Genomic DNA, 21,109 nt, shown 5'->3' with positions numbered 1-21,109 from the left:
GCTGAAGGGCCGTCCGGGCATCCGGGCGGCCCTTGGCAGTTTCGACGCAATGGATTGAATTGGACCCCTTGGCGGCAATCCCGAAGTCACTTCCATTTCGGCGGATGGGAGAGAGGCCGGCGTTTTATGAAGGTGAGAAATGCCCTGACGCGCGCTGGGAGGAGGCGTGGAGCTGCGTTGAAAACCGCATGGACGCTCAGCGGCACAGGGTTGTGATCTGGCAGCAGCCTGACGAACTGACCCTTCTCGATCGGGGCATCCAGGAGATATGCGGGCTGAACGATGATTCCGTGACCCAGCAACGCTGCAGACCGAACCGATTCAGCCATATTCGCTCTCATCGTGCCCCTGACATCCACGGCGCAGCCGCCGTCCTTCCCCTCAAAAAACCAGGTATAACTGCTTCCGCTCGTCGGAGGTGTCAGGCAATTATGTGATTTCAAATCAAGCGGATTTTCCGGAAATCCGTGCGCTGCGAGGTAATCGGGCGATGCGACGATCCGCTGCGGGACGCGATCGACCAATATCCTGAACTCGCTCGTGCTTTCCAGAGTCTGAGAAATCCGAATGGATAGATCCAGGCCATCGGCAGTCAAATTGCTCAAGCCATCGTCGTGGATAAGAGTAATCCTCACCCCGGGATGGCGATCGAGGAAGGCAATGACGGCCGGCGTTAGCACATCGGCCGCATAGACCGGCGGCACGCCGATCCGGATCGATCCGGATATGGTTCCGGTCGCCCGCCTGACGTCGTGGACGACCCCCTCGAGCTGTCGGAGCAACGGCGTCGCCTCGTCGAGTAGCCGCTGCCCCTCATCGGTCGGGAGCATGGAGCGGCCGCTGCGCTTCAGGAGTTGGCAGCCAAGCTCCGCCTCAAGGCTTGCGACATGCGCAGTGACCGCAGATCGGGAGAGTCCTAATTTGCGCGCGGCTACCGAAAAACTGTTGGTTTCAACGACTTCCAGGAAGGTGGCGATAGAGCGGTAGAGATCCATGCCACAGTTCATATCACATGCTGCAAAAACTGACTTATGGTTTCAGATATTCAGTCATTGTGGCAGGCAAGGCTTGCGATATGTTGACTGACTTCAAAGCGACCGAGGCCAACTCGGTCGCCATGGCCGGGCGGCTCCGCAGCGGCGGTTGGGAGAAAGATCATGTCGGTTTCTGACGACAACCTCGCTGCGATCAAGAAAGCCTACAAGCTGTTTTTTGACGGAGAGATCGACCGCTTCTTTGAGATCTTCGACGACGATGTCGAGCTGATCGAGGCGGAGGGCCTTCCATATGGCGGCGTCTATCGGGGCAAGGAGACGGTTCGCGAGGCGATTCTTTCGGTCATGTCCTACTGGGACAAGATGACGCTCGATCTCGATGTGATCGCAGCCGAGGGCGACTATGTCATCGGCTATGGAACATTCGCAGCGACGGGGTTGAAAACCGGAAGGAAGGTATCTTTTCGGCTCGCCGAGGTCTGGAAGCTCCGGAACGGGCGCGTGGTCATGCTCAGCCCCGTCTATGGCGATACCAAGCTGGCGAGCGAGGCGCTGGGACATGTCTCGGAAGTACTGGCCGATTGACTCCCGCACCTGCCTATTTTGACCATATGCCGCCGTTCCTTGCGGCGCTTTCCGGAGTCCCGTCATGAAAACGGATATCATCATTGTCGGCGGCGGCGGCGCCGGCATGTGTGCGGCCCTGGAAGCAGATGCGCGGGGGCTCACCTGCGTGCTTCTGGAGGCTGACATAAAGCTCGGCGGCTCGACGGCGCTTTCTTCGGGAGTCTATTACGCCGCCGGAACGTCGATCCAGCGGGCAAACGGCATCACCACCGACACGCCCGACGCGATGTACGATTACGTCATGACGCTCAACCAGTGGGCGCTTCGACCCGAAATCATCCGTCTGCTATGCGAACGCGCGGCCGAGGGGCTGGACTTCCTGATCGAGCAGGGCGTGTCCTTTCCCAACGACCATCTGGTGGGCGGAGGCCGCAACCGGGTCGCCCGCGGCCATAGCTGTAGCGGCGAAGGCGGCAGCATCGCCACGGTGCTGGCGGATCGCGTTCGTGAGACCAATGTCGTATTGCGGCTCGGAACGCGCGTCGACGGGCTGATCGTCGAGCATGGCCGCGTCGTGGGCGTACGCGCGGGCGGCGAGGAGTATCGCGGCGGCGCGGTGGTGATGACGACTGGCGGCTTCGGCAACAACAAGGACATGCTCGCGAGGCTGTACCCGAGCGTCGCCCAGCATGGCGACAAGACCTGGGCGGTGCATGAGCCCGCGCCCTACATCCTTGGCGACGGCATCGCGATGGCCGAGCAGATCGGCGCGGGCATCACCGGGCATGACACGGGGCTGCCGCTGCCCACCGCCGGCTTCAAGCACAATGTGGAAGGGGTGCTGCCCCCCTGGATCATGCTGGTAAACGTCGAGGGCCGCCGCTTCATGGCGGAAACCTCACCCTTTAGTGCCTCGGGCTACCTGATAAATGCGCAGACCGGCTCCAAGAGCTTCGCGATCTTCGACGAGAAGACCCTCAGGGAGGTGAGCGATGATCTCGACTATCTCGATCCGCTCAAGCAGCGCATGAGCGTGCCCAGTTGGCACCAGGAATCGATCCGTGAGGAAGTCGCCAGAGGTGTCGTCAAGCAGGCCATGAGCATAGAGGCGCTTGGGGAAGCAGCGGGGATCAACCCGGTTGCGCTGGTCGAACAGGTGCGACGCTACAACGCCGATCACGTCCTCGGCCGTGACATGCAGTTCAACAAGAATAGCGGGCACCATGCGATCAGCGTCCCGCCCTTCTACGCGGTAGAAGTGCGCGCGTCGATGATCGGGCTCACTGCCGCAGGACTCGACATCGATGATCGCGCGCGCGTGCTGGACGCGCATGGTCGCGCGATTCCGGGCCTCTATGCCGGCGGGGAAATCCTCGGCTGCGTAATCGGCACGCGCTACTCGGCGGGCGGGGTCAGCATCGCCAATGCCGTGGTGTTCGGACGACGCGCCGGTGAATGTGCGGCAGAGGAGGTGCTCGAAAGCACTTCCGGGGTGCCCGTCGGGATGCGGGCCTCAGCCGGATGAAGAAGGAATAGCCGCGGGGCGGCTTACCGCCCCGGCACGCCCAGCAGCTGCGCTGCCGCGTCGAAGCGCGCGCGCTGTGCGGCATCATCCTTGAAGGCCGCCTTCGCTCCGGCCAGCGCCGATTGTGCTCCGGCCGGATCCTTCAACTGCATCCGCGATCGTATCAGCATGATCCAGCGCTCGGCGTCGCGCGGGTTGGCTTCCAGTCGGGCGGCGAGCCGCGCGACCATGCCGCGGGCCATCTCGTCCTGTTGCGACGGCGTCATCGCGGTCGCCGCCTTCAGGTCGGTGGCGGTCGGGCCGGGAATGCCGCCGGTCAGGGCGCTATCGTCAGCAGGGGCAGGGCGCGCGGTGGGTGACGGAAGGCGGCCGGAGACGTCGATCTTGTGCTCGGTGGATATGCGCGAGATCAGCTCGCGGACCGGCGGCGCCCATGGCGCGTCGGGCGGGCTGTCGCGCAAGACGCCGATCAGGTCGTCTAGCGCGCCTTTGTGATCGCCGCTCGCGTCCTTCTTCACCGCGATAAAATAGCGGGCGCGGAAATCCGTCGGATCGATCGCGAGCGCCTTGTGGAATGACGCTTCGGCTTCGGGCGTGACGCCGCCCGGCCCGGAGAGCAGCTGGACCTCGCCGAGCGCCGACCAGGTCTGGGCATTGTTTGGATCGCGCGCCGCGGCTTCCACATAGGCCTTCACGCTGTCGGCGTAGCGGCCGACATTGTAATAAGCGAGGCCGAGCAGGTTCCAACCCTTGGGATCGTCGGGATTGTCACGCAGCTTCTTCTCGAGTCCGCCGATCATCGAGGCGATGTCGCCGACCGGCTGCGTCGCCGCGGGGGGGGCGGATTCGCCGGTGCCGCCGCGCGAGCGGAGGGCCGTGATCGCTATGGCGGCGATGGCGATCAGCGCCGCCAGCACGAGCGCGATGCGCGCAAATGGCAGTGAGAACCCCTTGTTTACGGCACCGTCCTTCGTCACATTTCTCTCCGGAATTGAGCGTAATAGGCTTTGATCTCCAAATGTAACGAAAGTCTAGCGGAACGCGCCGAAGCTGGTAGAGTGGCATCGGGGTAGACGGCGAAATCTCCTCGGTCTTAAGGACCGGCGAGACGTTTCGCCGTCAGAAACAAGCTGCGGGCGTGGCGGCGATGACGGGGCAGGGGGAACCAGTGGCGGACACCTACCGGATTGCCATCGTTGGCTCGGGGCCGGCGGGGCTTAGCGCGGCAGCCCATGCCGCGCAGCTCGGCATCCCGCACATCCTTCTCGAAAAGACCGACCACCTTTCGGATACGATCTACAAGTACCAGAAGGGCAAGCATGTCATGGCGACGCCGAGTCAGCTCGTGCTGCGCTCGGATGTGGATTTCGACGCCGGCAAGCGCGAGAAGATTCTCGGTCTGTGGGATGAACAGATCGCCGCCGCCAAGGTGAATGTCCGCCTCAAGAGCGAGGTCAAGACGGTCGCGGGCGCCAAGGGCGACTTCACCATCACCCTGACCGACAAGACCGAGATCAAGGCCGAAAACATCATCCTGGCGATCGGCACGCAGGGCAATCCGAACCTGCTGCGCGTTCCCGGCGCGGATCAGGGCCATCTCCAGCTTCAGTACCAGCTCGACGATCCCGGGGAATATGTCGACGAGCATATCATGGTGGTCGGCGCCGGCGACGCCGGCATCGAAAATGCGCTCGGCCTGGCGCAGGATGTCGCGCAGGGCAATATCGTTACGATCATCAACCGCACCGCGGATTTCAGCCGGGCCAAGAGCGCCAACGTCAAGCTGCTGATGCAGGCGCGTGACGAAGGCCGGATGAACATCGTCACCGATACGTCGCCCAATCGGATCGAGCCGGGCCATATCATCCTCGATACCCGCGACGGCGAGGCGCGCATCCGCTGCGACCGGATCATTGCCCGCATGGGTTCGGCGGCGCCGCGCAAGTTCATCGAGGAGTGCGGGATAGAGTTCACCAGCGCCGACCGCGAGGCATTCCCGAAGCTGTCGCCACAGTTCGAGACGACGAACCCCGGTATCTTCGTGATCGGTGCGCTGGCCGGCTATCCGCTGATCAAGCATTGCATGAACCAGGGCTACGACATCGTCGAGTTCATCAACGGCAATGTCGATCTGAAGCCGGCCGACGAGCCTATCCTCGAGGGCAAGTTCGTCAACCTGCCGAAGAGGAAGTCGGTCGACGAGTGGCTCGAACTGATCCGCACCAACGTGACGATCCTCAACGATCTTTCGCCACTGCAGATGCGCGAGTTCATGCTCGATTCCGACGTGCGCGCCTATGGCAAGAACCAGGTCATCTTCGAGAAGAACGCACCGGGATCGTCGCTGTTCTGCATCGTCGAAGGCTCGGTCGATATCCCGCTGCCGGACGGCCGCTCGACCGGTATCGTCATTCCCGAAGGATCGATCTTCGGCGAAGTCGGCCTCGTGTCGGGACGTCGCCGCGGTTCTACGATCCGCTCGATCGCAGACACCATCGTGGTCGAGATTCCGCGCAACGCGATTCTCAAGCTGATGGCATCGGTGCCTGGCGTGAAGCGCGCCGTGACCCGCATCTCCACCGAGCGCCAGTTGCTTCAGATGTGGCAGTCCGGTCTTCAGTCGGCCGACCTGGCAGAAGTACTGGAAACCGCGGAGATCAAGGGCGCACGCGCCGGCGAGATCATCTTCCGCGAGGGTGAGGAAGGCAATGACGTCTTCGTGATCCGCTCGGGCTCGGTCGTCGTCGAGAAGGCGATCGGCGGCAAGCCGGTGTTCCTCTCTTATATTCCCGCCGGCAATTATGTCGGCGAGCTCGAACTGTTCGACAACGGCGTCCGTAAGCAGACAGTGCGCGCGGCGGTCAAGTCCGAGGTGATCAAGCTCGATGGCGCGGCTTTCCGCCGCCTGCTCGAGGCCAAGCCGCAATTCTTCGCCAAGGCCAAGGTAGCGATTGGCGAGCGGGAGGATCTCGCTTCGTTCATCGAGGCCAAGAAAGACAGCTTCGCGACCGTCGTCGACATGTATTCGTCGGTCGCCAACTTCCTGGTCGACAATGGCGTGGGCGAAGCCACCGACGTGCTGCTGATCGACGAGAATCTCTGTGTCGGCTGCGATAATTGCGAGAAGGCCTGCGCCGACAGTCATGACGGCATATCGCGGCTCGACCGCGAGGCGGGGCGTACCTTCGCCAACCTCCACGTGCCGACCAGCTGCCGCCATTGCGAGCATCCGCATTGCATGGCCGATTGCCCGCCGACCGCGATCCACCGCGGCCAGGATGGCGAAGTGTATATTGACAACACCTGCATCGGCTGCGGCAATTGCCAGCGCAACTGCCCCTATGGCGTGATCCGCATGGAGAAGGAGCCGCCGAAGAAGCCGAGCCTCTGGAAGTGGTTTCTGTTCGGACAGGGGCCGGGGCCGGGCGAACCCAGTCATGACTGGGCCTATGCCAATGCCGAGCCGGGCGTCGAAAAGGCCAAGCGCGCGGTCAAGTGCGACATGTGCTCGGGTATCGAGGGCGGTCCGAGCTGCGTCCGCGCCTGTCCGACCGGGGCCGCAATCCGCGTTGCTCCCGAAGAATTTCTGACGGTCGCCCGGCTGCAGCGGGACGACGCCTGATGACCAGCAAATCGCTTCGACGGGCGACCACCGGTCGCGAGCGCGCCTCCGAGCATGAGGGATTCCTGCGCTACCAGGGGTATAAATGGCTCAAGATCGCGCTGATCCTCTGCGGGGTTGCGGTGCTGATCTACGCCTTCAACGATGTCCAGCCGAAGCCCAATGGCGGCACGATCTACGGCTATACCACCGGCACCATAGGTGTCTTGCTGATCCTGTGGTTGACCATGCTCGGCGTCCGCAAGCGGGCGATAACGCCGGGGCGCTGGTCGCTGAAAAGCTGGACCTCCGCCCATGTCTATCTCGGCCTGTCGCTGATCGTGGTTGCCACGTTGCACACCGGGTTCGACTTCGGATGGAATATCCACACTCTGGCCTATGTCCTTATGATGCTGGTGATCGCCTCCGGTGTGTTCGGCATCGCGGCCTACGCATCGCTGCCGCAGGCGCTATCCGCCAATCGTGGCGAGACGACCCAGATCCAGATGCTCGACAACCTGCGAACGCTGGACCGCCAGCTCAACGAGGCGGCGCAGCCGCTCGATGCCGACGGTGCTGCGATCGTCCAGATGGCGCTGGCCGACGATCCGTTCGGCGGCGGCCTCGTGGCACGGCTGACCGGCCGCTATAGCAAGTGCGGCACCCGCGCAGCATTGGCGGCGGTTCGCGCGCATCCCTCGCGCGGCGAGGCCGAGGTCGATCCGCTCGATCATGCCGAGGTGCTGCTCGAACGCAGGCGATCGTCGCTGTCGCGCATCCGCAAGCATTTGCGGCTGAAGGCGCTGCTCGAGGTCTGGCTCTACATCCACGTACCGCTGACTTTCGCGCTGATAGCCGCACTGTTCGTGCACATCGTCGCCGTCTTCTATTACTGGTGAGAACGCGCAGATGAGCTTCATTGTTCGCACGGTAGCGCGCACCGCCGATGGGCGGGACATCGTTCGCCCCAAGAGCTTCGACAAGGCCGAGCTAAGCGTTGGTCGCAGCCCTTCGAGCGATATCCACCTGCCGGACCTGGCGGTGACGCTCAACCACGCGGCAATCCGTATCGTTGCCGGTGGTTATGTCGAGGTCGTCGCCACGGCCGGGCTGCCCTTGGTGGTCGACGGCAAGTCGACCGAGCACCAGCGCTTTTCCGCGGCGCAGGGCGCCGATATCCGCATCGGCAGCCATTCGCTCGAGATCGAACCGGGCGAGGGCGAGGAAAAAGGGTCGGTCGTCGTCACCGTTTCGCGCGTCGGTGCGATCTCGAACGCGTCCGAGGACAAGGAGGAGGCGCATGTCTTCTCGCTCGCGACTGTGCTTCCGGGCAAGCGTCCGCTCGCCTGGGCGCTGGCGATCCTGGTGCTCGGCATTTTCCTGATCTGGCCGCTGGTGTCGATCCATACCCAGCCGGTCGACCAGACCCGCAAGATTGCTTTCCATGCCGACGAGCTCTGGACATCGGGCAAGCTGTCGCAGGTCCACAAGACCCTCGAGAATAATTGCCAGGCCTGCCATGTGAAGGCTGGCGAAGCCGTGCGCGACACCGCCTGCGCCGCCTGCCACACCAAGGTCCATGATCACGCCGATCCGAAGAAGCTGGCCGATGCCCGAGGTTCGCTCGGCATAGTCGGTACCACCAAGCAGGTGGTCGGCGGAGTGTTTGGCATCCAGCCGGGTCGCTGCGTCGAATGCCACACCGAGCATCAGGGCACGACCGCGATGCCGGTGACCGACGAGCGTTTCTGCACCAATTGCCATGGCGACATGAGCAAGCGGATCGAGACGCCGCTCAAGAACGCCGCCGACTTCGGCGACAATCACCCGCAGTTCGAACCGACGATCCGCTTTGCCGGCGCAGGCGGCGTGCCGATGTCCCGCCGAGTCTCGCTCGATGCGAATCCCAAGGAAGACAGCGGCCTCAAATTCCCGCACGATCTGCACCTGTCGACGACCAACGGCGTCGCCCAGATGGCGAAGACGCTCGGCAAGGGCGAAGGCTATGGCGCGCCGCTCGAATGTGCGAACTGCCACACCCGCGATGCCACCGGCACCACCTTCGCCGCAGTGAAGATGGAAAACTCGTGCGGCGCCTGCCACTCGCTTGCCTTCGACCAGGTCGGCGGCACGATCCGCACCCTGCGGCACGGCGAACCTGCCCAGGTGATCGCCGACATCCGAGCTTTCTATCGCGCCGGAGCACCGCGCAACGGCGCCTTCCAGGGCATGGAGCGACGGCGGCCGGGCGACTTCGCCTCCTCCGGACAACGAACCGCTTTCGCGCAGACCAGTGCGATGCACATCGGCAATGCCGATCAGGCGATTCGCGCGGTCTTCTCGAAGGGTGGCGCTTGCTTCGACTGTCACACGGTGCGCGCGACCGGCAATCCGACCACGCCGTTCGCGGTAACGCCAGTGTCGCTGACCCGCCGCTACATGACCAAGGGCTGGTTCGACCACGCGGCGCATGACACCGAGAATTGCACCAGCTGCCATGCCGTGAAGACGTCTCGCACCTCTGCCGACGTGAACCTTCCGAAAATCGCCAAGTGCCAGGAATGTCATGGTGGCCAGGATGCGCACAAGGCAGTGCCGTCATCCTGCGCGATGTGTCATGACTATCACCGCAGCGGCTTCGCGCCACTCATGGTTCGCAACAGTCGGGCGCGTGGCAAGGCGGTCGAGTATGTCGATGAAAAGGCGCTGAAGAACGCCGGTGGCGGAATTTGATCTTTGATTACCGTAATTTCTCGCCCACTGTGGAGAAGATCACAGCGATAGTGCAGGGGCCATGATCAGATGTTGGGCGTTGGAGTTGAGCCGGGCGTCGAAACCGGCGGTGTAATGGGAACCTCGCCATGCTGATCGCGCAATTGACCGACCTGCATATCGGCTTCGATCTCGAAAACGCCGACGAGCTCAACTTCCGTCGCGTCGCCTCGGCCATAGATTATGTGAAGGGGCTGGCGGTTCCACCGGATCGCATGTTCCTCACCGGCGACCTCACTGATCATGGCGATCTCGCCAGCTATCGGCGTCTCAAGGGCCTGATCGACGCATGCGATTTCCCGGTTCACCTGTGCGTGGGCAATCATGACGACCGCGCGCTGCTGAAGCAGGTCTTCCCCGATCTGCCGGTAGAGGACGGCTTCGTTCAATATGTGATCGATGAGCCCGAAGTACGGATCATCGTGCTCGATACCCTTGATCCGGGCCATCATGGCGGCGCCTTTTGCCGCCGCCGCGCCGGTTGGTTGCGGGCGCGACTGTCCGAAGCGCCCGGCAAGCCGGTGTTGATCGTCCTGCACCACCCGCCTATCGAGACCGGAATCCCCTGGATGACGGCGCACCCTACCGAGCCATGGGTCGTAACGCTGGACAAGGCGATCGGCGACCGGCCGAATATCCTGATGATCGCCGGCCATATCCATCGCTCGATTACGACGCAGTGGCGCGGCCGCATGCTCGCGGTGGCGCCCTCCACCGCGCCGCAGGTTGCGCTCGAAATGGCGCCGCTCGATCCGGAAATGCCCGACCAGCGGCCGATGATCGTTGCCGAAGCGCCGGGCGTCGCCCTCCATCTCTGGACCGGCGAATCCTTTGTCACCCATCATGCCCAAGTCGGCGCGCCGGACGTGCTGGCGCGCTATGATCGCAATCTCCAGCCGCTCGTCCAGGCGCTGGCGGAAGAGCATGAAGCCGTGGAGCCGGGCGCCGCGGCCGCCTGAGCATGTGCTACGAGGGCAGAAGCAGGGCCTTCGATCCAGATCTCAGCGCTTCCTGACGAACTCCGCGCGCAGCACCAGTCCCTTGATCCCTTCATAGCGGCAGTCGATCTCCTGATCGTCGCCGGTCAGCCGGATCGACTTGATCAGCGTTCCGCGCTTCAGGGTCTGGTTGGCGCCCTTGACCTTCAGATCCTTGATCAGCGTCACGGCATCGCCATCCGCCAGCAGGTTGCCGACCGAATCGCGCACCTCGACGCCGCCTGCCGCTGGAGCAGCCACATCGCCCGCGCTGACCCACTCTCCTGTCGCCTCGTCATAGACATAGTCGTCGTCGCTCATCGCATATATCCTTCCGGTTCAGCCCTGCCGCGCCAGGATTCCGCCGCGCCGCGCCCTGGCCCAGGTCGAGCGTCCCGTCAGGAACGCTATCCAGCCCCAGGCGGCGCCAAGATGGCGCAGCAGCTGGAAACTGAAGGGTTCGGCGAGCGATGTCGCGAGTACCCGGCCCCAACCCTCAGGAAGCATCCCGCCCGACCAGCGGCGGTAGAGGATGATCGACCAGCAGTGAAAGGCGAAGTCGATCGCCGCCTTGGCGAGCATCGCCAGCAGGATCGGGCCTACGATGAGCATGCGGCCGCTCATGGCGAAGCCAGCGAGCAGCGCAAAGGCCACCAGGCCGAAGATCGGCTGCACCGTGTCGAACGCCTTGACCGGCAGCATGATGGTGCCGAGCCGCCCGAAGCGGGGGTTGCCGACCATATCGCGGTTCCAATATTGGGTCTGCAGGAAGCCGCCGAACCAGCGTCGGCGCTGGCGCAGGAACGGGACAAGGTGGCCGGGCGCATCGGTATAGGCGCGTGCCTCGCCGAGCACGCGGACTTTCCAGTCCAGATCATGGTCGACCGACCAGCGGTGGAGCCGATGGATCAGTTCGTAGTCCTCGACCAGACATTCGGGATCGAACCCGCCGACCGCGATCACGCCCTCCCGCCGGAACCCCGCGAAGGCGCCCGAAATCAGAAGCAGCCCGTCCACCCGCATCCAGGCGAAGCGCGAGATGAAGTTGCGGACATATTCATAAGTCTGGAACCATTGGAACAATCGCCCCGCGACTGTGCGGTCGCAGATCGGCCGGAGCAGGCCGGTGGCGGCAACCAGCGCCGGCTCACGGTGGAAGGCGCTGCGCATAGACGCAATCGCGTCCTCAGCCAGTAATGTATCGGCATCGACGGTCAGCACCACGTCGCAATCGGTGCACTCGAGCGCAGCGTTCAGCGCCCGCGCCTTGCCGCCATGGGGCAGGCGGAGCCAGCGTAGCGATGCCACGACCGGTGAGGCCGTCATGGCGCCGAGCGGCGGCATCTCCATGCCGAAGGCGTCGCTCATCGTCAGCGGAGTGTCGTCGGTAGAGCCGTCATCCGCGATCAGGATGATGTCGGGCGAGTCCTTCTGGGCGAGCAACGCCTCGACGGTCGCCTTCAGGACCGCGGCCTCATTATGCGCCGCCACCAGCACCGCAAGCGTGGGCGGATCGCCGCGGGCGGGCTCGGGCGCGACGAAATGACGGAGGGGCAGAGACTTGGCGCCGACGAAAATCAGCAGCACAGTATCATAAACGAGATAAGCCAGTCCGACCGACCAGGCCAGGATGCCGGTCTGCTCCCATGCCTGGGCCGTCAGGACCGCCAGCATCAGCAGCGCGCCACCATGGAGCGCTATCGTGGCCGGCGTCAGCGGCGGCCGGTTCAACCGTGGCGATATCGCATTGAAGCGCGCTTCGAGCGAGAATGTCGGGCTCATGCGATCGACGGATCCAAAAGGGCGTTTCACTGGATAACCGGCTGGAAAGACCGGCCACGCGCTCTATGATCGCAAAGTTGACGCACCGCAACGACCAGCCTCCGGAGAGCCTAGTCTTGATCGATGAACCTTTGCTGACGCCGCGCTATACCGGGCCTGCTATCATCGCACATTGGCTGGTCGCACTGCTGATGATCGGCAACCTCATTCTGGGGCTTATCGCGGAGAAGCTGCCCGACGATCGGATCCGCTTGGCGATCGACACCCACAAATCGATCGGGATCACTGTCCTTGGCTTGGTCTTGATGCGCATCCTGTGGCGGTTGAGCCATAGGCCTCCACTATTTTCCCAAGGTATGGCGCGGTGGGAGCAAGGCCTGGCACATGCGACGCATCTCGGCCTTTATCTTTTGATGTTATGGATGCCGCTCACCGGATGGGCCCATGACAGCGCCTGGAAGGCTGCGCCGGAAATCCCGATGAAGCTGTTCGGAGCGTTCGAATGGCCGCGGATCGGCTTCATCCTGGCGCTGCCGGCGGAGCAGAAGGAATATCTGCACGATGTGCTGGGAACGATGCACGAACTGGGCGGCTATATGCTGATCGCGCTTGTGATCCTTCACCTCGCGGGAGCGCTCAAGCACCAGTTCATCGATAGCGAGCCCGAATTCCGGCGAATATGGCCGCGCTGATGCTTACATTGCGCCGGGCCATGCGTTAGGCGATCGCCAAAAGAACAGGATAAGGCCCGAAGGATGTCGATACTGGGTACCGAAGAAGGCGGAGCGCCGAATGGCGCGGCCACCGTGAAACTGTCTGTACCGCAGGATGTGCAGGACGCGATCCGTACGCTGATCCGCTGGTCAGGCGACGATCCCGACCGCGAGGGACTGCGCGACACTCCGGCGCGAGTGGGGCGTGCCTGGAAGGAATATTGCCTCGGATATCTAGAGGATCCGTCCTTGCACCTGAGCCGGACTTTCGAGGAGGTCGGTGGCTATGACGAGATCGTTCTGCTGAAGGACATTCCGTTCCAGTCGCACTGCGAGCATCATATGGCGCCGATCATCGGTCACGCGCATATCGCTTATCTGCCTCGCAACCGCGTCGTCGGCATTTCGAAGCTGGCCCGTGTACTCCAGGGCTTTGCCCGCCGGCTTCAGATCCAGGAGCGGCTGACCGCCGAGGTCGCGGACTGCATCTGGACGAATCTCGAGCCGGCCGGTGTCGCGGTGGTGATCCATGCCAGCCATAGCTGCATGACGGCGCGCGGCGTTCGGACCCCGGGCGTGGGCATGACCACGAGCCGCATGATGGGTGTATTTCGTGAAGATGAGCGGAGCCGCAAGGAAGTGCTGTCTTTGATGGGGCTCGGCTGAGCGATGGAGAAATTGGCCATGATGCGATGCATGAAGCTAGGAATGGTGGCGGTGGCGCTGTCCAGTGCGGCCATTGCCGCGCCGCCCAAGCCGGCCGCGAGGCCTGCCGGAAACGCAGGCTCGCCGATGGCGCTATCCCCGGGCGTGCGGCGCGTCCCGCTGTCGCCGGACGGGAATGCCATCGCCGCCCGCATCATGGGCGAGAAAGACCCGCGCGTGGCGCAGATCCAGATGGACCTCGCGGCGATCCGGCAGGAGAAGGCGCAGTTTCTAAGCGGCTCCACCGTCGATGTCGACAAGCTCGAGCCGCTGATGCGTCGGGAGGAAGGCCTGCAAACCGAACTCCGCGCCAAGCAGAACGATCGCCTGCTCGAACTGCTGAGGGCATTGTCCGATCCCGATCGCGTGGCGCTGCTGCAGAATCTTGCCAGTCCCGCCCGCGCGCAGAGTTCGAGGCCGGCCGAAGCGGGGCGTTGACCGCCGCGTCGATCGTCTGGTTTCGTCAGGATCTGCGGATTGGCGACCAGACGGCCGCCGACTGTCCGCGGCTGATCGTCGGCCACGGAGAAGCGCGGGCAAAAGCGCTCGCGACCTCCGCGCCGCTTAGAAAAAAACTTGCCGATTGATGCAACGAAGCTTCTTTTTCCGCCGTAACGCTCGATATATGCGGCTGGAGTCGCGCTGAGCGGTAACGGGGACGGACAAGACCAGATGAATGCCCAGCCTCCGGTGCGCGGACAGCACCTTCTTCTAGCCGATCGTCGATTTGCCACGGGATCGAACTGGATCGCGCGGCTGCTCTCTCCGGGATTCCAGCGTCTGCTCGACACGATCGACCGCGGCCTCGAAGAAGGCGCAATCGAGGCGACCCTGCCCGACGGCACCTTCCGGGTGCTGGGCGGCCGCAGGCCGGGGCCGGTCGCGATCGTCGAGTTGAAGAACTGGCGCCCGCTGGTCAGGCTGGTCACCACCGGCTCGGTGGGCTGGTATCGCAGCTGGGCCGAGGGCGAGTGGTCCAGCCCCGATCCCATCCCGATCTTCGATCTTTTCATGCGTAACCGGCATCCGCTGGGGGAGCTTGGCCGCGCCCAGGGGCCGTTGCGCCTCTTCAACCTGATCTGGCACGCCTTCCGCCGCAACAGCCGCGCCAATGCCCGGCGCAACATCGCCTTCCATTACGATCTCGGCAATGATTTCTACGAACTATGGCTGGATCGGACCATGAGCTATTCCTCGGCGCTGTTCGCCGAGCCGATTAGTGCCACCGAACCGCTGGAGATTGCTCAACATCGCAAGATCACCGCACTGCTGGATCGACTGGATCTCAAGCCGGGTTCGACCTTGCTGGAGATTGGCTGTGGCTGGGGCGGTCTGGCCGAAGTCGCGTCGGCGGAATATGGCGCCGATGTCACCGGTATCACCCTATCGATCGAGCAGAAGGCGTGGGCCGACGAGCGGATCGCCAAGGCTGGTCTCGCCGACAAGGCCCGCTTCGAGATCTGCGACTATCGCGACGTGCCGGGCCGTTACGACGCCGTCGCCAGCGTCGAGATGGTCGAGGCCGTCGGCGAGAAATATTGGCCAGCCTATATGGAGGCGATCGCGCGCGCGCTCAAACCCGGCGGGCGTGCCGCCATCCAGTATATCGAGATCGATGACGCGATCTTCGAAAGCTATCGCACCGACGCCGATTTCATCCAGACCTACATCTTTCCCGGCGGCATGCTGATCTCGGAGAGTCGCTTCCGTGCGGCGGCGGAGAAGGCGGGGCTGCGCTGGGACAATGTCGAGCGCTTCGGGTTGCATTACGCCGAGACGCTGAAGCGCTGGCGCAAAACCTTCGATCAGGCGGTCGAAGAGGGCCGGCTGCCGAAGGGCTTCGATGAGGCGTTCGGGAAGCTGTGGCGCTTCTACCTCATGTATTGCGAGGGCGGCTTCGCCGGCGGCGGCATCGATGTCGCGCAGGTCACGCTGGTGAAGGCTTAGGCGGAGTATCGATCAGGCATCCTACTTACGGTCGCCCCCGCGTTCTACTTGAGACTGACTCTGGAAGGCCGCGAGCGTCAGCGCTCGACGCGAATCCGATGCCCGTTGTCGAACCCCTCGGCCACCAGCCGCACGATAGCATCGCCGACGACGGCCGGGCTCTTCAGCGTCGACTGATCTTCGCCCGGAAACGCACTCTCACGCATCTTGGTCGCGGTCGCAGCCGGATCGACGATCGCGACCTTGATCTTGCTGATGTTCGCCATTTCCTGCCCATAGGCCAGCAGCATCGTGTCGAGCGCCGCCTTGGAAGCCCCATAGGCCCCCCAATAGGGCCGGGCACGCGCGCCTACCGAACTCGTCACGCCGATCACAGCGCCATCCGTGGACGCCCGCAGCAGCGGGTCGAAGGCGGCGATAAGCTGCTGCTGCGCCATCACATTCAGCGTCAGCAGCCGGGCGAACTCCTTCGCATCGATAGCGGGGACGGGCGCAAGGGTGCCCAGCATCGCCGCATTGAGCACGAGGATGTCGAGCGCGCTCCATCGACCGGCGATGGCCTCCGCCAGCCGGGCGATGCTGTCATTCTCGGCAAGGTCCATCGGGGCGATCGTGGCGGTGCCGCCTGCGGCGTGGATCCGGTCCTCGACCTCCTCCAGCCCGCCCGCCGTGCGAGCCGTCAGGATGACATGCGCACCCGCCTTGCCGAGCGCTTCCGCGGTCGCCGCGCCGATACCGCGCGATGCACCGGTGACGAGCGCCAGCTTGCCTGAAAGGGGAGTTGCCATGTCGATAGTCTTTCGGAAGGTCAGGCGACCACGCGCTCGCCGTGCAGCGCCAGCTGATCGGTCGGAGTCAGTTCCTCCTGGTCGGTCAGGTGGGTCGGATAGTCCCCGGTGAAGCAGGCGTCGCAATAGCTGGGCTGGCGATCCACGCGATCCGCCTCGCCCAATGCCTTGTAAAGACCGTTGATCGACACGAACGCGAGGCTGTCCGCGCCGATATAGGTTGCCATCTCGGCAACGTTCATCTGGGCGGCGAGCAGCTTGGCGCGCTCTGGCGTGTCGACGCCGTAGAAGCAGCTGTGCCGGGTCGGCGGGCTTGCGATCCGAAGGTGAACCTCGCGAGCGCCGGCATCCCGCAGCATCTGCAGGATCTTGACGCTGGTGGTGCCGCGGACGATCGAGTCGTCGATCAGCACGACGCGCTTGCCGTCGATCAGCGCGCGATTGGCATTGTGCTTGAGCTTCACGCCAAGGTGGCGAACCTGATCGCCTGGCTGAATGAAGGTGCGGCCGACATAATGCGACCGGATGATACCGAGTTCGAACGGGATGCCGGACTCCTGCGCATAGCCGATGGCGGCAGGCGTACCCGAATCGGGAACCGGGATCACGAGGTCCGCGTCCACGCCGCTCTCGATCGCAAGCTGAACGCCGATCTGCTTGCGGACCGTGTAGACGGACGAGCCGTCGACGATCGAATCCGGACGCGAGAAGTAGACGTGCTCGAAGATGCACGGCCGGGGTCGGACATCGGCGAACGGCCGGATCGAGCGAAGCCCGTTGTCCGATACGATCACAATCTCGCCCGGATCGACCTGCCGGATGAAGGTGGCGCCAACGACGTCCAGCGCGACCGTCTCCGAGGCAAAGATATAGGATTCGCCGATTCGGCCGAGCACCAGCGGCCTGATCCCCAGCGGATCACGGCAGGCGATCATGCCCTCCGGTGTCATGCAGATCAGCGAATAGGCGCCCTCGACCTGCTTGAGCGCGTCGATGAATCGATCCAGCAGTGTGCGGTACTTCGACATCGCCACGAGATGGATGATCGTCTCGGTGTCGCTGGTCGACTGGAAGATGGAGCCCGACCGGACCAGGTCGCGCTTGAGCTTCATCGCGTTGGAGATGTTGCCGTTATGGGCGATTGCGAAGCCGCCGGAAGACAATTCCGCGAACAGTGGCTGGACGTTGCGCAGCGCCGTCTCGCCAGTGGTAGAATAGCGGACATGGCCGCAGGCGGCGCGGCCGGGCAGTCCGCGGATCACCTCGTCCTTGTCGAAATTGCCGGCGACATGGCCCATTGCGCGATGGGTGTGGAAGGCGTGACCGTCCCAGCTGGTAATGCCAGCGGCTTCCTGTCCGCGGTGCTGGAGCGCGTGGAGACCGAGCGCTACCATCGCAGCGGCGGTCTCGGCGCCCCAAATCCCAAAAATGCCGCACTCTTCGCGCAGCTTGTCGTCATCAAATGGATGCGTGGTGAGCATCGCGAATCCCTTCGCGGTGGCTGATGCGCCGCATATAGTTAGCTAACCTGCGTTTGTCGCCCCACCCTCGCAACATTTCTGCAACGCGCCATGTTCGCCTTGTCGGGGCGAACCGGAGCTTGCTCCTGGCGGCGGTTTCGCGCATCGCCGTTGCATGGAACAGGATCGCGAACAAGGCAGCGCGCTCGATCCGCGCTACGATGCCGCCGGGCTGATCACGGCGGTGGTGACTGACCATGACTCTGGCGATGTGCTGATGGTCGCGCATATGAATGCCGAGGCGCTGGCGGTGACGATCGCCAGCGGCGAAGCGACCTTCTTTTCGCGGTCGCGCGGCCGATTGTGGAAGAAGGGCGAGACCAGCGGGCATGTCATGCGCGTCGTCGAAGCGCGGATCGATTGCGATCAGGATGCGATATGGCTGCGCTGCCTGCCGGCCGGTCCTGCGTGCCATACCGGGGAGGCGAGCTGCTTCTACCGACGGCTCGACATGGACGGAGAAGGGCTCGTCCGGCTGCCGATTGCCCCGGAATGAAACACTATGCTAGACTAAAGTAGCAACTACGATAGCCACTTGCCCATTGGTCCTGCTGCGGCCGCCGATCTATGATCGCTCGTCAGCCCGGGGGCTTTTGTGAGTGTAAGTAATTGTCTTGTAGCGTATCCTCTTAAGCCTACCGAGGCTGAGACCTTTGCAATCGGGGAACTCGCCGAGGAGTTCGGCGTCAGCGCCCGTGCCTTGCGCTTCTATGAGGAGGAGGGGCTCCTCACGCCACGGCGGGAGGGGCCTGTCCGCATCTATTCGCGTCGTGATCGTGCCAGGCTGGCTTGGATCATGCGCGGCAAGAGCGTCGGCTTCAGCCTCGATGATATCCGCGAGTTGATCGATCTTTACGATCTCGGCGACGATCGGGCGACGCAACGTGCCGCCACCGTCGAGCGTTGTCTCGCCCGCGCCACGATGCTGCGCCGGCAACTGGAAGAACTGCAGGCGACTATCGCCCAGCTGACGGAATTCGCAGCCAGCCTGAAAAAGCAGAGTTAGGATCGACGGGATAGGCTCCGCGGCGGCCGACCCGTTTCGGCACAGGCTGGCCGTCTTAACCTACTTTTCGCATTCCGCGCCTTGCGGGTCTGTGTCATGCATCGCCCATGAATACAGGCCCCAAAGAGATTCGGCTGCGCGGGCGTCTCGTCAACGGCCTTTACACCGAAGCGATGGTCCTCGCGGACGAAGCTCGTGCCTATTTCGATCATCAGGGCCGCGCCGACCGGGAAGCGCTCGATCCGCTGACGCGAGTTACGCTGAGCTGCGAATCGCTCAAAATCACCACCCGGCTGATGCATGTGCTCGCCTGGCTGCTCACCGAACGTGCGATCGAACTCGGCCAGATGGACGACGAAGAGGCCGCCGCGTCCGCACGGCGGCTGGGCGATGCCACGGCGACCGACGCAGCGTCCGCTGAAGGCTTGCCGGCCGCCGCGATCGTGCTGATCGACGCCAGCCAGGATCTCTACGCCCGCGTCCGTCGTCTCGAAGCCGAGCCGCGTGAATCGATCTCTGGCAACAGCCCGGCGCGTAGCCTGCTCGACCGGCTGCAACGCGCTTTCTAAGCGGCTGAACCGATCCGGATCAGCGCGACCGGCGCCAGGTCAGCACGCGCCAAAGGTACCAGGCGCCGAGCGCGATCAGCAGCAGTGTCGAGGCAAGCCCAAGCCATGCCTCCATCTCGGCGAAGCGGGTGCCGAGAATCCAGCCGCCGGTCGCGAGCATTGCCGACCAGCCCAGCGTGCCCACCGAGGACCAGATCGCGAAGGGCAGGAAGCGCATCCGCATCAGCCCGGCCGGTACCGAGACCAGCGAGCGGATCGTCGGCATCATCCGCCCGATGCACGTGAAGAGATAGCCATAGCGAGAGAACCAGCGCTCGCCGCGATCGACTTCGGCCCAGTCCATGGCCAGCCAGCGGCCATGGCGGTCGATCAACGGCTTGAAGCGATCGAGCCCAAGTGCGCGCGCGGCCAGGTACCAGACGATGTTGCCGACCATCGCACCCGCGGTGCCCGCCAGGATCGCCCAGGCGAGCGACATATTACCCTTGGCGGCCTGCAATCCGGCCATCGACATGATCACTTCGGAGGGGATCGGCGGGAATATCGTTTCGCCCAGCATCAGCAGGAAAACGCCGAGATAACCGCTCTGCGCAATCATCTCCTGTACCCAGTCGGTCATGCCTGCGCCTCGCTACGCTACCTTCGACTCGATCGCGTCCCATATCAGCGCCGGTGTGTCGCTTCCGTTGAAAGTGTCGATCGCGACGATCCCGGTCGGCGAGGTGACGTTAATTTCGGTCAGATGCCCGGCGATGACGTCGATGCCGACGAACAGCAGCCCCCGCGCCGCTAGATCGGGGCCGAGCGCATCGCATATCTCGATCTCACGCGCCGACAGCTGGGTCGCATCGGCGCGGCCGCCGGCCGCGAGGTTCGAGCGGATCTCGCCGGCCTTGGGCAGCCGGTTGATCGCGCCGGCGACCTTACCGTCGATCAGGACGATCCGCTTGTCGCCCTTGGATACGTCCGGCAGGAAGGCCTGCACCATGAACGGTTCGCGCCACACCTGGCCGAACAGCTCGGTCAGCGCGGCGAGGTTGGCGTCGTTGCGCCCGACATGGAATACCGCAGAGCCGGCATTGCCGTAGAGCGGCTTGACGACCACCTCGCCGTGCAGTTCGTGGAAAGCGCGGGCATCTTCGAGCCGCCGGGTGATCATCGTCGGCGGCATGAACTGCGCATAGTCCAGCACGAACAGCTTCTCGGGCGCATTGCGCACCGAGGCGGGATCGTTGACGACCAACGTGTGCGGCTGAATCCGTTCGAGCAGGTGCGTGGCGGTGATATAAGCGAGGTCGAACGGCGGGTCCTGCCGCATCAGCACCACGTCCACGTCATCGATGAGATCGAGCAGGACCGGCTCGCCGACCTCGAAATGATCGCCCTTCATGCGTTGCAGCCGCAGGATCGGCCGGGCCGGCGCCGAGACGCGGCCATCGCGGTAGCAGATATCGCCTGCCTGGTAGTGCCACAGCCTGTGTCCGCGCTGGAGCGCGCTGAGCATGATCGCGAAGGTCGAATCGCCCGCGATGTTGATCGTCTCCAGGGGGTCCATCTGGACGGCGACATTCAGCGGCATAAGCAGGCTCCGGAAGGTTCGGAGGTGTAACTAGGGGGTGAGGCGTCGACTTACTACCCCTCC

Annotated in this window: 23 protein-coding genes; 15 read left to right on the top strand and 8 right to left on the bottom strand. The window is 63.8% G+C overall.

Annotation, left to right across the window (positions count from 1 at the left end; genetic code table 11):
• Positions 1–86: 86 nt before the first annotated feature.
• Entirely contained in the window at positions 87–995 is a 909-nt protein-coding gene (locus AAC645_RS09515) for a LysR family transcriptional regulator (RefSeq protein ID WP_340315542.1), read from the bottom strand.
• A 17-nt stretch (positions 996–1,012) separates the two neighbouring features.
• Between AAC645_RS09515 and AAC645_RS09510 the strand changes: the two genes are divergently transcribed.
• From AAC645_RS09510 to AAC645_RS09500, 3 genes are all read left to right on the top strand, one after another.
• Positions 1,013–1,171 carry a hypothetical protein gene (locus AAC645_RS09510; RefSeq protein WP_340315541.1) on the top strand — a complete coding sequence of 53 codons (159 nt, stop codon included), beginning with the start codon at positions 1,013–1,015 and terminating at the stop codon, positions 1,169–1,171.
• Positions 1,158–1,580, top strand: a complete 423-nt coding sequence (locus AAC645_RS09505; RefSeq protein ID WP_340315540.1) for a nuclear transport factor 2 family protein — start codon at positions 1,158–1,160, stop codon at positions 1,578–1,580. Before AAC645_RS09510 ends, AAC645_RS09505 begins: the two co-directional genes overlap by 14 nt.
• A 64-nt stretch (positions 1,581–1,644) precedes the next feature.
• Positions 1,645–3,087, top strand: a complete 1,443-nt coding sequence (locus AAC645_RS09500; protein WP_340315538.1) for an FAD-dependent oxidoreductase — start codon at positions 1,645–1,647, stop codon at positions 3,085–3,087.
• Positions 3,088–3,110: 23 nt separating this feature from the next.
• On the opposite strand, the gene AAC645_RS09495 is transcribed toward AAC645_RS09500, so the two are convergent.
• Complete coding sequence (locus AAC645_RS09495; RefSeq protein ID WP_340315537.1) at positions 3,111–4,064, bottom strand: tetratricopeptide repeat protein; 954 nt, start codon at positions 4,062–4,064, stop codon at positions 3,111–3,113.
• A gap of 170 nt (positions 4,065–4,234) precedes the next feature.
• Between AAC645_RS09495 and AAC645_RS09490 the strand changes: the two genes are divergently transcribed.
• From AAC645_RS09490 to AAC645_RS09475, 4 genes are all read left to right on the top strand, one after another.
• The gene (locus AAC645_RS09490) at positions 4,235–6,709 is read left to right on the top strand and encodes a cyclic nucleotide-binding domain-containing protein (RefSeq protein ID WP_422785817.1); all 2,475 of its coding nucleotides are present in this window, start codon (positions 4,235–4,237) and stop codon (positions 6,707–6,709) included.
• Entirely contained in the window at positions 6,709–7,587 is an 879-nt protein-coding gene (locus tag AAC645_RS09485; RefSeq protein ID WP_340315534.1) for a hypothetical protein, read from the top strand. The genes AAC645_RS09490 and AAC645_RS09485 overlap by 1 nt, the downstream gene beginning before the upstream one ends.
• 10 nt (positions 7,588–7,597) lie before the next feature.
• Positions 7,598–9,421, top strand: coding sequence for a cytochrome c3 family protein (locus AAC645_RS09480; RefSeq protein WP_340315533.1), 1,824 nt, complete (start codon positions 7,598–7,600; stop codon positions 9,419–9,421).
• Positions 9,422–9,549: 128 nt separating this feature from the next.
• Positions 9,550–10,419 carry a phosphodiesterase gene (locus tag AAC645_RS09475; RefSeq protein ID WP_340315532.1) on the top strand — a complete coding sequence of 290 codons (870 nt, stop codon included), beginning with the start codon at positions 9,550–9,552 and terminating at the stop codon, positions 10,417–10,419.
• A gap of 42 nt (positions 10,420–10,461) precedes the next feature.
• On the opposite strand, the gene AAC645_RS09470 is transcribed toward AAC645_RS09475, so the two are convergent.
• Both AAC645_RS09470 and AAC645_RS09465 read right to left on the bottom strand, forming a co-directional pair.
• Positions 10,462–10,758, bottom strand: coding sequence for an alkylphosphonate utilization protein (locus AAC645_RS09470; protein WP_340315530.1), 297 nt, complete (start codon positions 10,756–10,758; stop codon positions 10,462–10,464).
• Between the two features lie 18 nt (positions 10,759–10,776).
• Positions 10,777–12,219 carry a glycosyltransferase family 2 protein gene (locus AAC645_RS09465; RefSeq protein WP_340315529.1) on the bottom strand — a complete coding sequence of 481 codons (1,443 nt, stop codon included), beginning with the start codon at positions 12,217–12,219 and terminating at the stop codon, positions 10,777–10,779.
• 116 nt (positions 12,220–12,335) lie between these two features.
• On the opposite strand from AAC645_RS09465, the gene AAC645_RS09460 reads away from it, so the two are divergent.
• From AAC645_RS09460 to AAC645_RS09440, 5 genes are all read left to right on the top strand, one after another.
• Positions 12,336–12,911, top strand: coding sequence for a cytochrome b (locus AAC645_RS09460; protein ID WP_340315527.1), 576 nt, complete (start codon positions 12,336–12,338; stop codon positions 12,909–12,911).
• 63 nt (positions 12,912–12,974) lie between these two features.
• Entirely contained in the window at positions 12,975–13,598 is a 624-nt protein-coding gene (gene folE, locus AAC645_RS09455) for a GTP cyclohydrolase I FolE (protein WP_340315526.1), read from the top strand.
• A 30-nt stretch (positions 13,599–13,628) separates the two neighbouring features.
• Positions 13,629–14,075: a hypothetical protein gene (locus AAC645_RS09450; RefSeq protein WP_340315525.1), complete on the top strand. Its 447-nt coding sequence runs from the start codon at positions 13,629–13,631 to the stop codon at positions 14,073–14,075.
• Complete coding sequence (locus AAC645_RS09445; RefSeq protein WP_340315524.1) at positions 14,072–14,224, top strand: hypothetical protein; 153 nt, start codon at positions 14,072–14,074, stop codon at positions 14,222–14,224. Before AAC645_RS09450 ends, AAC645_RS09445 begins: the two co-directional genes overlap by 4 nt.
• A gap of 85 nt (positions 14,225–14,309) precedes the next feature.
• Positions 14,310–15,584, top strand: coding sequence for a cyclopropane-fatty-acyl-phospholipid synthase family protein (locus AAC645_RS09440; protein WP_340315523.1), 1,275 nt, complete (start codon positions 14,310–14,312; stop codon positions 15,582–15,584).
• A gap of 77 nt (positions 15,585–15,661) precedes the next feature.
• On the opposite strand, the gene AAC645_RS09435 is transcribed toward AAC645_RS09440, so the two are convergent.
• The gene (locus tag AAC645_RS09435) at positions 15,662–16,372 is read right to left on the bottom strand and encodes an SDR family NAD(P)-dependent oxidoreductase (protein WP_340315522.1); all 711 of its coding nucleotides are present in this window, start codon (positions 16,370–16,372) and stop codon (positions 15,662–15,664) included.
• 20 nt (positions 16,373–16,392) lie between these two features.
• Positions 16,393–17,853: an amidophosphoribosyltransferase gene (gene purF / locus AAC645_RS09430; RefSeq protein ID WP_340315521.1), complete on the bottom strand. Its 1,461-nt coding sequence runs from the start codon at positions 17,851–17,853 to the stop codon at positions 16,393–16,395.
• A 154-nt stretch (positions 17,854–18,007) separates the two neighbouring features.
• On the opposite strand from purF, the gene hisI reads away from it, so the two are divergent.
• The 3 genes from hisI to AAC645_RS09415 all read left to right on the top strand — a co-directional run bounded on the left by hisI (position 18,008) and on the right by AAC645_RS09415 (position 19,467).
• Complete coding sequence (hisI, locus tag AAC645_RS09425; protein WP_340315520.1) at positions 18,008–18,388, top strand: phosphoribosyl-AMP cyclohydrolase; 381 nt, start codon at positions 18,008–18,010, stop codon at positions 18,386–18,388.
• Positions 18,389–18,487: 99 nt separating this feature from the next.
• The gene (locus AAC645_RS09420) at positions 18,488–18,898 is read left to right on the top strand and encodes a MerR family transcriptional regulator (protein ID WP_340315519.1); all 411 of its coding nucleotides are present in this window, start codon (positions 18,488–18,490) and stop codon (positions 18,896–18,898) included.
• 107 nt (positions 18,899–19,005) lie between these two features.
• Positions 19,006–19,467, top strand: a complete 462-nt coding sequence (locus tag AAC645_RS09415) for a DUF1465 family protein (protein WP_340315518.1) — start codon at positions 19,006–19,008, stop codon at positions 19,465–19,467.
• Between the two features lie 19 nt (positions 19,468–19,486).
• On the opposite strand, the gene AAC645_RS09410 is transcribed toward AAC645_RS09415, so the two are convergent.
• The gene (locus AAC645_RS09410) at positions 19,487–20,086 is read right to left on the bottom strand and encodes a DedA family protein (RefSeq protein WP_340315517.1); all 600 of its coding nucleotides are present in this window, start codon (positions 20,084–20,086) and stop codon (positions 19,487–19,489) included.
• Between the two features lie 12 nt (positions 20,087–20,098).
• Positions 20,099–21,046: a glutathione synthase gene (gene gshB / locus AAC645_RS09405; protein WP_340315516.1), complete on the bottom strand. Its 948-nt coding sequence runs from the start codon at positions 21,044–21,046 to the stop codon at positions 20,099–20,101.
• Positions 21,047–21,109 lie beyond the last annotated feature (63 nt).

This window comes from Rhizorhabdus argentea (assembly GCF_037861105.1).
Classification (GTDB): Bacteria; Pseudomonadota; Alphaproteobacteria; order Sphingomonadales; family Sphingomonadaceae; genus Rhizorhabdus; species Rhizorhabdus argentea.
Note: the sequence above shows the minus strand (reverse complement) of the source record. Positions and strands in the feature narration are given on the sequence as shown.